We start from the raw sequence: 12,341 nt of genomic DNA on the forward strand, positions 1-12,341 counted from the left end.
TCCTTCTCCTTTAGCGAATATTCAATAACGCATCAAACAGCGCATTCGCGGTCTGCAATACTTGCGCATTCGCCAGATAATACTGCTGATAACGCTGCAAATTGCCGTACTCTTCGTCGAGGTTAACGCCGGAAACCGACTGTTGCTGTTTATAAAGCTGTTTAACCACATTCGCCTGCGTGGTGCTGCTGGTTTTCAGCGTTGACGTTTTGTTACCCACATCGCTGACCAACGTGGCGTAAGCATCGTTAAAAGTTTTGTTGCCGCCCACTACATTGCTGTTTTGTAAGTCCAGCAATGCCTGACCATTGCGGTTATCGCTGTCGCCGGTATCCACGTCAGGATCGAGTTTTGACTCAGACGCCATCGCAATCTCGGCTTCATTTGTCACTTTAACGTTCATGTCGACGATAGCATTGCTGACCGGCTTGAGAAGAAAACTGTCGTTTTTCTGTGCGCCAGTCCCTACCGTCACTTTCAGACCGTCAATCTCCAGTTTTCCGTCAGCATCTTTTGTCGCCGTGAAAGTGGTGTTATCCGCAGTGCGAGTAACCTGCCAGTCTGTACCGTCAAAAACAATCTTATAATCCGTTGCCTGAACCTTCGTGCTGTCGACCACCTTAGCGGTTAGCGATACCGTTTTATCGGCATTATTACTGTTGCTATATACCACCGGCGAGCCAATGCTAAAGAAGTCTTTCCCTTTATTGCCGTCGGCGTCATAACCTTTGGTATGCTGCGCGTTAAACGCATCGGCAAACGCCAACGCCAACTGGCCCAGCGTATTACGAGTCTGATCCAGATCCTGAGAACGGAACGTCAGTAATCCGCCGAGCGAACCGGTGTTCAGCAACTTTTCCGGAATTTCGATGTTACCGGCGGCCTCATCGACATAAGCGACAGTCGTTCGCGTCGGGTCGGCGCTGGAGGGAACCGCCGCCAACTGACGCGCCGTCGACCCCTGCACCAGCGTATAGCCATTGGCCATCGTCAGGTTATAGGTGCCGCCGTCCTGTACACTCACCTCGACGCCAACGATCTTGTTAAGCTCGCTGACCAACTGATCACGCTGATCGAGCAGGTCGTTCGGCGATGCGCCCGCGCCTACGCCCGTCATACGGGAGATTTGATCGTTCAGGTTAGCTATCTGCTTCGCGTAATTGTTGATTTGCGCCACGCTGGAGCCAATCGCGATATTGACCTGTTTATCCTGATCGCGCAGATACTGATCGGTGGTTTTGAACTGGTTTACCAGCCCTTCCGCTTTACCAATCAGCGCCTGACGCGCCGCAGGATCTTCCGCGTTACTGACTAACGTTTGCAGGCTGGTAAAAAAACTCTGCAACGAATCAGACAGTGAGCTGGATTTATCGGCCAGCAGGTTGTCGATTTTCGACATTTGTTCATAGCGCGTGGTTAAGCCGCTGCTCTGGTTTTGCGCGCCGCGTAGCTGATTAGTGATAAACGCATCATATTCGCGCTGTACGCCTGAAACGTAAACGCCATTACCTATCCAGCCGCCAGCCCCTAACGTACTGTTTGCCTGCGCCAGAATAGTTGTCTGCCGGGTATAACCCGCAACGTTATAATTGTTGATGTTATTACTGACCGTATTTAACGCGGCCTGCGCGGCGTTAAGTCCGCTCATGGCGTGATTAATCAAGCTGGACATGATGGTTCCTTTTAATCCTTCAATACTCGTTGTTATCGGCAGCGACTACGTGGACTTGAGCAATTTAAAAGAGATTGTCGAGATTCGCGCTGTAGGTTTTGCTGACCTTTTCACTCATCGCTTTCAACTGCTGAATCATGCTGGTCAATTTACGCGCGTAATTCGGGTCAGTGGCGTATCCGGCGTTTTGCAGAGCCACTGCGCCCTGCTCTGCCGTGGCGGCAGTGGTCACGGCAGCGTAGCGTGGGTTACGCGTTAACAGCGCGACATAATCCGATAATGCCTCCAGATACGAGCTATAGACGCGGAATTTCGCTTTCACTTTTTTCGCTTCGCCATTTTCGTATTCAGTGGTGGTGATTTCCGTCACCGGCCCTTTCCAACTGGCGGTCGCTTTCACGCCAAATACGTTATAGCTGGGTTCGCCATTCTCCCGCAGGATTTGCCGCTGCCCCCAGCCGGACTCCAGCGCCGCCTGCGCCAGAATCAGATGATGCGGCACCCCGCTTTGTTCGCTGGCCAGCCTCGCCGGGAGCGAAAGCCGGGCCAGAAAGTCTTTACTGTCGCCGGAGAGCGGCGCATCGCTGCTGTCCGGCGTTTTCGGTATGGCTTTGCGCACCAGTTGGGTCAGCGCCTGATTTTGATAGCTGTTTACCGTCTCCAGGGAGAATTTAAGCGGTACTTGCGGCGCGTCATCCGCAGGCATCGTCTGCCCGCTGGTCATCTGTTTAACCATCATATCCGCCAGCCCCAGTCCCTTGCCGGCAGTCATCTGCTGGGCGATCTGCTGGTCATACATGCTGGTATACAGACGCGTCTGATCGCTGCTGAATAAACCATCTTTGGGTAAAGCCTCGCGCATACTTTTCAGCATCATCTGCACAAACATCCCTTCCACCTGACGGGCCACAGGACGGATATTCGCCGCCGGGTCCTGGCCCGCTTTCGCTTTCAGTTCGTTCAGAGATTGCGCATCCCAGGCCGCGCTGGCCAGCAATTTACCGTCTCCTATCATCAGATGATTTCCAGTTTGGCGCGTAGACAGCCCGCGCTCTGCATGGACTGCAAAATCGACATCAGGTCCATCGGCGTCGCGCCAAGCGCATTCAACGCGCGCACTACGCTGTTCAGATTGGCGCTGGAACGCACGCTCTGTAGCGATCCGCCGCTCTGACGCAAATCTATCTGAGTCTGTGGCGTCACCACGGTCTGCCCGCCGCCAAATGGCGTATTCGGCTGGTTGACGTTGAGCTGGCGATTGACTGTCACTGACAAATTGCCCTGCGCCACAGCGCAGCTATCCAGCGTGACTTCCCGATTCATGACCACCGAACCGGTACGCGAGTTGATCACGACTTTTGCATCCTGCGGCGTCACGTTGACTTCCATATTTTGAATGTCCGCCAGAAAACGCACCTGCGAGCTGTTGCCGCTGGGCACGCGTACCTGTACCGTTCGCGCATCAAGCGCAGTGGCGCTGCCGTAACCGCGCGCGCGGTTGATGGCGTCGGTAATTTGCTGCGCCATCGTAAAATCTTCGTCGTTCAATTGCAGATTAATGGTGTTGCCAGCGCCGAACTGAGTCGGCAACTCGCGTTCGATAATCGCGCCGTTAGTGATGCGCCCGCCATTAAGCTGGTTAACCTGCACGCTACTGCCGCCTGCGGAAGCGCCCGCGCCGCCGACCAGAATATTGCCCTGCGCCAGAGCATACACCTGGCTGTCCACCCCTTTTAACGGCGTCATTAATAACGTCCCGCCACGCAGACTTTTAGCGTTCCCCATTGAGGAAACGACGACATCGATCGTTTGTCCCTGTCGCGCAAAAGGCGGATACGACGCCGTCACCATCACCGCCGCCACGTTTTTCAACTGCATGTTGGTGCCGGTGGGGACCGTAATCCCCAGTTGTGACAGCATGTTATTCAGCGTCTGGGTGGTAAATGGCGTCTGGGTCGTCTGGTCGCCCGTACCGTCCAGCCCGACCACCAGCCCGTAGCCGATCAGCGAGTTTTCCCGTACTCCCTGGACACTGGTCAGATCCCGGATACGCTCGGCGTGCGCCAGAGTGGCAACCAGTGCCAGAACGATTCCTGCAAGAGCTTTAAACACATACACCTCGCTTACATCGGCGACAAATTAAGGAAGAAACGTTGCAGCCAGCCCATATTTTGCGCTTCGTTAATATAGCCGTTCCCGACATATTCAATCCGCGCATCCGCCACCTGTGTCGAGGGAACAGAGTTGCTGCCGCTGATGGTGCGTGGATTTACCACGCCGGAGAAGCGGATGAATTCCGTTCCCTGATTAATCGCGATCTGTTTTTCCCCCACGACGTGTAAATTGCCATTGGCCAGAACCTGATCGACGGTCACGGTCAGCGTGCCGCTAAAGGTATTGCTGGCATTCGCGCCGCCTTTGCCGTTAAAAGAGTTGCCGCCGGAGGCCTCCATATCCGCGCGGGAATTACCGAATAATCCCTGCAGATAACGCGGTACCGTATCAAAACCAAAACTGGTTTTGCCGTCGCGACTGGCATTTGCCGACGAGCTTTTACTGGCGCTGACGTTTTCCTGTAACACAATCGTGAGCGTATCGCCGATATTACGCGGTCGACGATCTTCAAAAAGCGGCTGATAGCCATAATTAATCGGCTGCGCAGACTGAAATATGGAGCCATTCGCCACCGGTACCGGGCCAGGTATCGGCTGCGCCGTGGTCGCCCCCTGCACAAGCGGTTTAGCGGGTATCCAGGCGCATCCTGTCAGCGTCGCGACCATCAGGGCCATAACTGGGTAAGCGTGAAGCGCGTATTTTTGCATTACCTTCATCTTCAAAATCAGGGAGCCGGTGGCGTATCCCCCACCGGCGGCCCCTTAGAGTTGCGTCAGTTTCTGCAGCATCTGATCGGTCGTCGATACTGCTTTACTGTTAATTTCATAGGCGCGTTGAACCTGAATCATGTTCACCAGCTCTTCCGCCACGTTAACGTTCGACGTTTCGACATACCCTTGATACAACAACCCCGCGCCGTTGAGCCCCGGCGTGCTTTCGTTCGGCGCGCCGGACGATTGCGTTTCGATATAGAGGTTCTCGCCGATGCTTTCCAGCCCGGTGTCGTTCATAAAGGTGGTCAGGTTAAGCTGCCCGACCTGAACCGGCGCGGCCTGCCCCTGCTGGGTCACGCTGACCACGCCGTCGCGGCCAATCGTGATGCTTAACGCGTTGGCCGGAATGGTGATTGCCGGCTGCACCTGAAAACCGCCCGCCGTCACCAGTTGACCATTCTGATCCACCTGGAAAGAGCCATCGCGGGTATAAGCAGACGTACCGTCCGGCAGCATGACCTGGAAAAAGCCCTGCCCTTTAATCGCCACATCTTTACTGTTGTTGGTCTGCGACAGGTTCCCCTGACTGTGCAGACGCTCCGTGGCGACCGGACGCACGCCGGTACCGATTTGCAGCCCTGAAGGCAGCGTCGTCTGCTCGGACGACTGCGCGCCCGGCTGGCGGATGGTCTGATACAACAGATCTTCAAATACCGCGCGCTGACGCTTAAAACCATTGGTGCTGACGTTTGCCAGGTTATTGGCAATCACATCCATATTGGTTTGCTGCGCGTCCAGACCGGTTTTGGCGATCCATAATGAACTGATCATAAAATGTCCTGTATTAACTCATCGACAGCAGTTGGTTAGCTCGCCCTTCGTTCTCATCTACGCTGGTGATAACCTTCATCTGCATTTCAAAACGACGTGCGTTGGCGATCATGTCGGTCATCGCTTCAACCGGCTTGACGTTACTGCCCTCCAGCACGCCCGACATAATGCGAATTGACGGGTCGGCGGCCAGTACCGCCCCGCGTTCAGCCTGTGCCTCGGCGGTAAGGCGGAATAAACCGTCATCGCTCCGCTGCACCTCATTGCCTTCCGCTTTGACCAGCTTCAGTCGCCCAACGGGCGCCACCGTGTTTGGCGGGTCGCCGGGATTGAGCGCGGAGATCGTGCCGTCTGCCGCAATGGTGATTTCCGACCCTTCAGGAACGGTAATCGGGCCGCCTTCGCCGATAACCGGATGTCCCTGAATGGTTAACTGCCCGGTCGGACCCACCTGGATATTCCCGTTACGGGTATATCCTTCAGCGCCATCCGCCGCTTGCACTACCAGCCAGCCGTCCTGCTGTAACGCGACATCCAGCGGACGGGAGGTGTAGTCCAACTGACCCGGGGTCATATCCGCCCCGGGCGTCGACGCCGTAACCAGCGTGCGCGTTGCTAAAGAGAGGCCATCAACAGGCACCGCGCGTAACGCGTTAAGCTGCGCGCGAAAGCCCGGCGTTGAGGCATTAGCCAGGTTGCTGGCCGTTACCGCCTGCTGGTTAAGCGTCTGGCTGGCCGCCCCCATAGCTGTATAAATTGCGTGATCCATTAAGCTATCCCGTCAGGCGCTTAGCGCAGGTTAACCAGCGTATTGAGGATCTGGTCCTGAGTTTTGATGGTCTGCGCATTCGACTGGTAGTTACGCTGCGCGACGATCATATTCACCAGCTCTTTACTCAAATCCACGTTAGAGGCTTCCAGCGCGCCGTTCGTCAGCTTACCGAAGTTGCCGGAACCGGCAGTCCCCAGCAGCGCAACCCCGGAGGCCTGCGTCGCCGCCCAGACGTTATCGCCCTGGGATGCCAGACCTTCGTTATTGGCGAAGTTAGCCAGCACAATCTGCCCCAGCACCTGCTCCTGCTCGTTGGAGTAGTTGCCAACCACGGTGCCGTCGTTGTTAATCTGGTAGCTCACCAGGTCGCCCGGCTTATAGCCGTTCTGATTGGTGGCGACGATGTTGTTAGCCCCGGTGTTCTGCTGCATGGAGTTAAGGAAGCTGAGGGAGAAGGTGGCCGCTGTCGCGCCATTAATCGTACCGGTGGTGATGTTCACCGTACCGCCGGATTGCAGTGTCCCGTTTGCGTTAAATACCAGAGTGGTTGATGGTGCCGCCGGCGCTGTGGCTGCAGGATCGCTGCTGTCATGGGTGTACACGGCCCATTCATTATCTTTGGTTTTCACAAAATAGACGTTCATGTCATGGGCATTACCCTGGCTGTCATAAACGGTGACGGTGCCTTTTTTGTTATACGAATCCGCATCACTCACGCTAAAGGGCGTTTTAGACGGTACAGGGTCCGTTGAGTTCAGGTTGATCTGCATTGACGCGGTGGTGGTCGATTTCGCCGCCATCAGCGTGTTCGGAATGGTGATCGGCGCAGGATTCGCCCCCTGCTGAATGGTCGGCGGCGTACCGGTGGCCGGATAGCCGGTCAACTGCATCCCCTGCATATTGACCAGGTTACGGTTCTCGTCCAGTTTGAACTGGCCGTTGCGGCTATAGAACACGGAACCGTTGCTGTCTACCAGGCGGAAAAAACCGTTCTGGCTAATCGCGACATCCAGCCCGCGCCCGGTGTTCGTTGTCGTACCGTCGGTAAAATCCTGGGTAATCCCCGCCACTTTTACGCCCAGCCCCACTTTGGAACCGGCGAACATATCGGCAAATGATGCCGTACCGGACTTAAAGCCATAGGTGGCGGAGTTGGCGATGTTATTACCGATAACATCAAGGTTGGTGGCCGCAGCGTTCAGGCCGCTAACCGCTTGAGAAAAAGACATGACTGACTCCTGATAAGTGTAAGGGCTTAGATTATTTGCCGAACTTCGTCGAGTGTGGTGGTGCCGTAGGTACCCAGATCCAACAGGTTGCCGTTACTGCCCTTCGTCACGCCCTGTACCAGAGCGAATTGCAGCGGCTGCGCCACCAGTTGCGTCCCGCCATTGCTGGCGGTAATCGCAATGTTGTAAGAACCATTCGGTACCGTTGTTCCGTCCGTTTGCTTACCATCCCAGGTAAAGGTGTGTACCCCGGCTCGCAACTCACCGATCTCCAGCGTCCGTACCACCCGGCCATCTTTATCGGTAATGGTTGCCGTCACTTTGTCCGCAGGCTGTTGCAATTCCACGCCAAACGGCGTCGTGGACGTCACGGCCCCTTCTTCCGCGCCTTTACCCGCCAGAATTGTGGTGCCAGGCACCATAACGCCATGTCCAATCAGCGTGGTCGCCTGTAGGGACTGACTATTATCGATTTGCCCAGAAATAGCCCCCAGCGTCGTATTCAGTTTTTCAATGCCGCTCACGGTACTGATTTGCGCCAACTGTGTCGTTAACTCATTATTTTGTAATGGGTTAGTCGGGTCCTGGTTCTTCAATTGCGCGACCAGTAAGGTCAGGAAACTGCTTTGCAGATCGGCAGCGTTGCTTCCGGTCATCGATCCGCTGCCGGTCGTCGTTTTGACGCCCGTGTTGGTCGGGTCATTCATATTTACGGCAATAGACATACGCGCCTCCTTTACTGGCCTAATGTCAGCGTTTTAAGCATCATGCTTTTTACGGTATTCAGGACTTCGATATTTGCCTGATAGCTGCGCGAGGCTGACATCGTGTTGACCATTTCGCCGACCACATCGACGTTGGGCATTTTGACGTAACCATTAGCGTCCGCCAGCGGATTGCCTGGCTCATAAACCAGCTTTTCCGGTGCCTGACTTTCAATCACGCTGGCGACCTTTACCCCGCCAGTGGCTTGACCCGGCGCGGCGTCCACCTGAAAAACCACCTGTTTGGCGCGATAAGGCTGTCCGTCCGGGCCGGTGACGCTATCCGCATTCGCCAGGTTACTGGCCGCAACGTTCAACCGCTTGGACTGCGCGGCAAGCGCCGATCCGGCAATATCAAAAATGTTTAACAGCGCCACGAATTAGTTTCCTCCCTGTAGCACATTCATCATGCCTTTGAGTTGGCTACCCAGAACGGTAAGCCCCATCTGATATTTGAGACTGTTATCCGCAAACTGCGTACGTTCCCTGTCCATATCTACGGTGTTACCATCCAAAGAAGGCTGATCGGGTACGCGGTAAAGCAGATCCACTGCGGGAGAAGAGACCGCCTGGGCGGGAATATGGTGAGAGGAAGTCAACGTTAACGCGACGCCGCCGGTTTCTTCCCGTCCACGCACCATCACCTTTTTTAACTCACTGGCAAAATCAATATCGCGCGCCTGATACCCCGGCGTATCGGCATTGGCGATATTCGCCGCTAATATTTCCTGACGTTGCGCGCGCAGATTTAGCGCTTCCTGCTGAAATCGTAAGGCGGCATCGAGCCTGTCGAGCATATCTCCTCCGCAAATGGCAAAATTCAGCCGACAGCTTAAATGCCTTCACGCGCGCGTTATCGCCGGAATAAACGCAAAATGCGTCGCTATTTATTGCGTTGATGCTTGCTTCACACGGGTAGAATCCTGTCATGACATCAACCAGGGGGAAGTACCATGCAAACGTTAAAACGAGGATTCGCCGTGGCGGCTTTGCTGTTCAGCCCCCTGACAATGGCGCAGGACATCAACGCCCAGCTGACCACGTGGTTTTCCCAGCGTCTGGCTGGCTTCAGCGACGAGGTGGTTGTCACGCTCCGTTCATCGCCCAATCTGCTACCGAGCTGCGAACAGCCAGCCTTCAGCATGACGGGCAGCGCGAAGCTGTGGGGCAACGTCAATGTGGTGGCGCGCTGCGCCAATGAAAAACGTTATTTGCAGGTGAATGTGCAAGCGACCGGCAATTATGTCGCCGTTGCCGCGCCCGTCGCGCGCGGCGGAAAATTGACGCCGGCCAACGTCACGCTAAAACGTGGCAGGCTGGATCAGTTACCGCCGCGGACGGTACTGGATATCCGTCAGATTCAGGATGCCGTCAGTTTGCGCGATCTCGCTCCCGGGCAGCCGGTACAGCTTACGATGATACGTCAGGCCTGGCGCGTCAAAGCGGGTCAACGAGTACAGGTCATCGCCAATGGCGAGGGGTTTAGCGTCAATGCGGAAGGTCAGGCGATGAATAATGCCGCCGTCGCGCAAAATGCGCGCGTACGCATGACATCGGGTCAAATCGTGAGTGGAACCGTCGATTCTGATGGGAATATTCTTATTAACCTATAATTGTGTAAAGATTTTGTCGCGGCTGCCGATGAGATATTCAACCATGATGGTAGCTGGCCGCTACAACGTAACCCTCGATGAGGATAAATAAATGAGCATTGACCGTACCTCACCTTTGAAACCCGTTAGCACTGTCCAGACGCGCGAAACCAGCGACACGCCGGTACAAAAAACGCGTCAGGAAAAAACGTCCGCCGCGACGAGCGCCAGCGTAACGTTAAGCGACGCGCAAGCGAAGCTCATGCAGCCAGGCGTCAGCGACATTAATATGGAACGCGTCGAAGCATTAAAAACGGCTATCCGTAACGGTGAGTTAAAAATGGATACGGGAAAAATAGCAGACTCGCTCATTCGCGAGGCGCAGAGCTACTTACAGAGTAAATAAGCGTATGACTCGTTTGTCAGAAATACTTGACCAGATGACCACCGTCCTGAATGACCTGAAGACGGTGATGGACGCCGAGCAACAACAGCTTTCCGTAGGCCAGATTAACGGCAGCCAGCTACAGCGTATTACAGAAGAAAAAAGCTCGTTGCTGGCGACGCTGGATTATCTGGAACAACAGCGCCGTCTGGAGCAGAATGCGCAGCGTAGCGCAAACGATGACATTGCAGAGCGCTGGCAGGCGATTACCGAAAAAACGCAGCATCTTCGCGACCTCAACCAGCACAACGGCTGGCTGCTGGAAGGGCAAATCGAGCGTAATCAACAGGCGCTGGAGGTGCTGAAACCTCACCAGGAGCCGACCTTGTACGGGGCTGACGGTCAGACTTCCGTCTCTCACCGCGGCGGTAAAAAAATTTCTATCTAATCATTGCCGGATGGCGACGTTGTGCCTTTCCGGCCTGAATGCCTTGTAGGCCTGATAGCACAGCGCTATCAGGCACTGAATTTACGCCGTCCGGCGAACAAACTCTTTCACTTTAAAGCCCAGCACGGCAAGCGCGGCGAAATAGGCCGCGATACCCGCGATCACTACCGCCATCAAACGCAGCAAACGCCATAGCATCGACCCTTGCGACCACTCCGGCATAATATGCAACACGCCGAACAATACGGCGGCCATTACCAGTACGGAAATGATCAGACGCATCAGGAACCACATCCACCCCGGTTGTGGCGTAAAGATATTCTGTTTGCGCAGTTGCCAGTACAGCAGCGACGCATTGAGACATGCCGCCAGACCAATAGAGAGCGACAGCCCGGCGTGTTTCAGCGGTCCAATAAACGCCAGGTTCATTAACTGAGTCATGATTAACGTCACTATGGCGATTTTCACCGGCGTTTTAATATCCTGGCGAGAATAGAAGCCCGGGGCCAACACTTTTACGACGATCAAGCCAATCAGCCCCACCGAATAGGCGATTAACGCCCGCTGCGTCATCGCCGCATCAAAGGCGGTGAATTTACCGTACTGAAACAGCGAGACCGTCAGCGGCTTCGCCAGAATGCCTAACGCTACCGCGCTCGGCAACGCCAGTAAAAAGCACAAACGCAGCCCCCAGTCCATCAGGCGGCAGTACTCATCATGATTGCCGCTGGCAAAGCTTTTCGACAATGACGGCAACAGGATGGTCCCCAACGCCACGCCCAGCACGCCGGACGGGAACTCCATCAACCGATCGGCATAGTACATCCATGAAACCGAGCCGGAGGCCAGAAACGAGGCGAAAATGGTATTGATGATAAGGGAGATCTGACTGACGGAAACGCCCAAAATCGCCGGCCCCATCTGTTTGACCACCCGCATCGCCCCGGTGTCGCGAAAGTTAATGCGCGGCAGCACCAGCATACCGATCTTTTTCAAATACGGAAGTTGATACACCAGTTGCAGCACGCCGCCGACGGTGACTGCCCAGGCTAACGCCAGCACCGGCGGATTAAAGTATGGCGCGGCGAATAATGCAAAACCGATCATGCTGATATTAAGAAATGTCGGCGCAAAAGCGGGAATAGAGAAGCGATTCCAGGTGTTGAGAATGGCGCCAACCAGTGAAGCCAGCGAGATCAGCAGAATATAGGGAAATGTAATCCGCAGCAGTTGCGTCGTCAGCGCGAATTTATCCGCAGTATCGGCAAAACCCGGCGCGGTTACCATAATCACCCACGGGGCGGCCAGCATACCGGCCACTGTCACGACGGCCAATGCCAGCGTCAACAGGCCGGAAACGTAAGCGACAAAGATCCGCGTCGCTTCTTCACCCTGCTTGCTCTTATATTCCGCCAGGATAGGCACAAAGGCCTGAGAAAAAGCGCCTTCGGCAAAGATCCGGCGTAGTAGATTGGGGAGTTTAAACGCCACAAAAAAGGCGTCGGTCGCCATCCCTGCGCCAAAAATTCTGGCGACAATCGCATCACGGGCAAAGCCCAACACGCGTGAAAACATAGTCATCGAGCTGACGGCAGCCAGCGATTTCAATAAATTCATTTCTTTTGTATTCCAGACCCTGGCGTAAAACTCCTGCATGGCTGATCCATCGACCGGATAACGCAACTTCTGCCGTATCCGGCTGTATCACCGCGCCTGACGGCGACGTTAAAACGTCTTATCAGGCCTTACAGACTCCCCACGGTTTGCCATTATTCACTGTGAAAAGAGGTATTGTGTAGAGTGGGCATATATACCCGCCA

General features: G+C 55.0%; 14 protein-coding genes. 3 read left to right on the top strand and 11 right to left on the bottom strand.

Going from position 1 to position 12,341, the window contains the following annotated elements; genetic code table 11:
- Positions 1–10: 10 nt before the first annotated feature.
- The 10 genes from flgK to flgB form a co-directional block, all read right to left on the bottom strand.
- The gene (flgK, locus tag ACLJNW_RS05840) at positions 11–1,672 is read right to left on the bottom strand and encodes a flagellar hook-associated protein FlgK (protein ID WP_024154810.1); all 1,662 of its coding nucleotides are present in this window, start codon (positions 1,670–1,672) and stop codon (positions 11–13) included.
- Between the two features lie 64 nt (positions 1,673–1,736).
- Positions 1,737–2,687: a flagellar assembly peptidoglycan hydrolase FlgJ gene (gene flgJ, locus ACLJNW_RS05845; protein ID WP_000578692.1), complete on the bottom strand. Its 951-nt coding sequence runs from the start codon at positions 2,685–2,687 to the stop codon at positions 1,737–1,739.
- Positions 2,687–3,784, bottom strand: coding sequence for a flagellar basal body P-ring protein FlgI (locus tag ACLJNW_RS05850; RefSeq protein WP_001518955.1), 1,098 nt, complete (start codon positions 3,782–3,784; stop codon positions 2,687–2,689). The genes flgJ and ACLJNW_RS05850 overlap by 1 nt, the downstream gene beginning before the upstream one ends.
- Before the next feature lie 11 nt (positions 3,785–3,795).
- Complete coding sequence (gene flgH, locus ACLJNW_RS05855; protein ID WP_001174897.1) at positions 3,796–4,494, bottom strand: flagellar basal body L-ring protein FlgH; 699 nt, start codon at positions 4,492–4,494, stop codon at positions 3,796–3,798.
- Positions 4,495–4,548: 54 nt separating this feature from the next.
- The gene (gene flgG, locus ACLJNW_RS05860; protein ID WP_000625851.1) at positions 4,549–5,331 is read right to left on the bottom strand and encodes a flagellar basal-body rod protein FlgG; all 783 of its coding nucleotides are present in this window, start codon (positions 5,329–5,331) and stop codon (positions 4,549–4,551) included.
- Between the two features lie 13 nt (positions 5,332–5,344).
- The gene (locus ACLJNW_RS05865) at positions 5,345–6,100 is read right to left on the bottom strand and encodes a flagellar basal body rod protein FlgF (RefSeq protein WP_000349278.1); all 756 of its coding nucleotides are present in this window, start codon (positions 6,098–6,100) and stop codon (positions 5,345–5,347) included.
- 20 nt (positions 6,101–6,120) lie between these two features.
- Positions 6,121–7,332, bottom strand: a complete 1,212-nt coding sequence (flgE, locus tag ACLJNW_RS05870; RefSeq protein ID WP_000010562.1) for a flagellar hook protein FlgE — start codon at positions 7,330–7,332, stop codon at positions 6,121–6,123.
- 26 nt (positions 7,333–7,358) lie between these two features.
- Positions 7,359–8,057: a flagellar hook assembly protein FlgD gene (gene flgD / locus ACLJNW_RS05875; protein ID WP_000020450.1), complete on the bottom strand. Its 699-nt coding sequence runs from the start codon at positions 8,055–8,057 to the stop codon at positions 7,359–7,361.
- A gap of 11 nt (positions 8,058–8,068) precedes the next feature.
- The gene (gene flgC / locus ACLJNW_RS05880; protein ID WP_001196448.1) at positions 8,069–8,473 is read right to left on the bottom strand and encodes a flagellar basal body rod protein FlgC; all 405 of its coding nucleotides are present in this window, start codon (positions 8,471–8,473) and stop codon (positions 8,069–8,071) included.
- A gap of 3 nt (positions 8,474–8,476) precedes the next feature.
- The gene (gene flgB / locus ACLJNW_RS05885) at positions 8,477–8,893 is read right to left on the bottom strand and encodes a flagellar basal body rod protein FlgB (RefSeq protein ID WP_000887043.1); all 417 of its coding nucleotides are present in this window, start codon (positions 8,891–8,893) and stop codon (positions 8,477–8,479) included.
- A 156-nt stretch (positions 8,894–9,049) separates the two neighbouring features.
- On the opposite strand from flgB, the gene flgA reads away from it, so the two are divergent.
- The 3 genes from flgA to flgN all read left to right on the top strand — a co-directional run bounded on the left by flgA (position 9,050) and on the right by flgN (position 10,521).
- Positions 9,050–9,709, top strand: coding sequence for a flagellar basal body P-ring formation chaperone FlgA (flgA, locus tag ACLJNW_RS05890; RefSeq protein ID WP_001194086.1), 660 nt, complete (start codon positions 9,050–9,052; stop codon positions 9,707–9,709).
- 91 nt (positions 9,710–9,800) lie between these two features.
- Positions 9,801–10,094 (top strand): flagellar biosynthesis anti-sigma factor FlgM, encoded by a 294-nt coding sequence (gene flgM, locus ACLJNW_RS05895; RefSeq protein WP_000020893.1) that lies wholly within the window; start codon positions 9,801–9,803, stop codon positions 10,092–10,094.
- Positions 10,095–10,098: 4 nt separating this feature from the next.
- The gene (gene flgN, locus ACLJNW_RS05900; protein WP_000197547.1) at positions 10,099–10,521 is read left to right on the top strand and encodes a flagella biosynthesis chaperone FlgN; all 423 of its coding nucleotides are present in this window, start codon (positions 10,099–10,101) and stop codon (positions 10,519–10,521) included.
- Positions 10,522–10,602: 81 nt separating this feature from the next.
- Here flgN and murJ read toward each other — a convergent pair whose 3' ends face one another.
- Positions 10,603–12,138, bottom strand: coding sequence for a murein biosynthesis integral membrane protein MurJ (gene murJ / locus ACLJNW_RS05905; RefSeq protein WP_001537775.1), 1,536 nt, complete (start codon positions 12,136–12,138; stop codon positions 10,603–10,605).
- Between the last annotated feature and the right edge of the window lie 203 nt (positions 12,139–12,341).

The sequence above is a fragment of the Salmonella sp. SAL4457 genome, from assembly GCF_046548235.1.
Lineage (GTDB): Bacteria > Pseudomonadota > Gammaproteobacteria > Enterobacterales > Enterobacteriaceae > Salmonella > Salmonella enterica.

What these genes read in the sequence shown, in the direction of transcription:
- flgM (WP_000020893.1), top strand. Translation starts at nt 9,801, where the DNA reads ATGAGCATTGACCGTACCTCACCTTTGAAACCCGTTAGCACTGTCCAG.
- flgE (WP_000010562.1), bottom strand. Translation starts at nt 7,332, where the DNA reads ATGTCTTTTTCTCAAGCGGTTAGCGGCCTGAACGCTGCGGCCACCAAC.
- flgD (WP_000020450.1), bottom strand. Translation starts at nt 8,057, where the DNA reads ATGTCTATTGCCGTAAATATGAATGACCCGACCAACACGGGCGTCAAA.
- flgN (WP_000197547.1), top strand. Translation starts at nt 10,099, where the DNA reads ATGACTCGTTTGTCAGAAATACTTGACCAGATGACCACCGTCCTGAAT.
- flgJ (WP_000578692.1), bottom strand. Translation starts at nt 2,687, where the DNA reads ATGATAGGAGACGGTAAATTGCTGGCCAGCGCGGCCTGGGATGCGCAA.
- flgH (WP_001174897.1), bottom strand. Translation starts at nt 4,494, where the DNA reads ATGCAAAAATACGCGCTTCACGCTTACCCAGTTATGGCCCTGATGGTC.
- flgA (WP_001194086.1), top strand. Translation starts at nt 9,050, where the DNA reads ATGCAAACGTTAAAACGAGGATTCGCCGTGGCGGCTTTGCTGTTCAGC.
- flgG (WP_000625851.1), bottom strand. Translation starts at nt 5,331, where the DNA reads ATGATCAGTTCATTATGGATCGCCAAAACCGGTCTGGACGCGCAGCAA.
- murJ (WP_001537775.1), bottom strand. Translation starts at nt 12,138, where the DNA reads ATGAATTTATTGAAATCGCTGGCTGCCGTCAGCTCGATGACTATGTTT.
- flgB (WP_000887043.1), bottom strand. Translation starts at nt 8,893, where the DNA reads ATGCTCGACAGGCTCGATGCCGCCTTACGATTTCAGCAGGAAGCGCTA.
- flgK (WP_024154810.1), bottom strand. Translation starts at nt 1,672, where the DNA reads ATGTCCAGCTTGATTAATCACGCCATGAGCGGACTTAACGCCGCGCAG.
- ACLJNW_RS05865 (WP_000349278.1), bottom strand. Translation starts at nt 6,100, where the DNA reads ATGGATCACGCAATTTATACAGCTATGGGGGCGGCCAGCCAGACGCTT.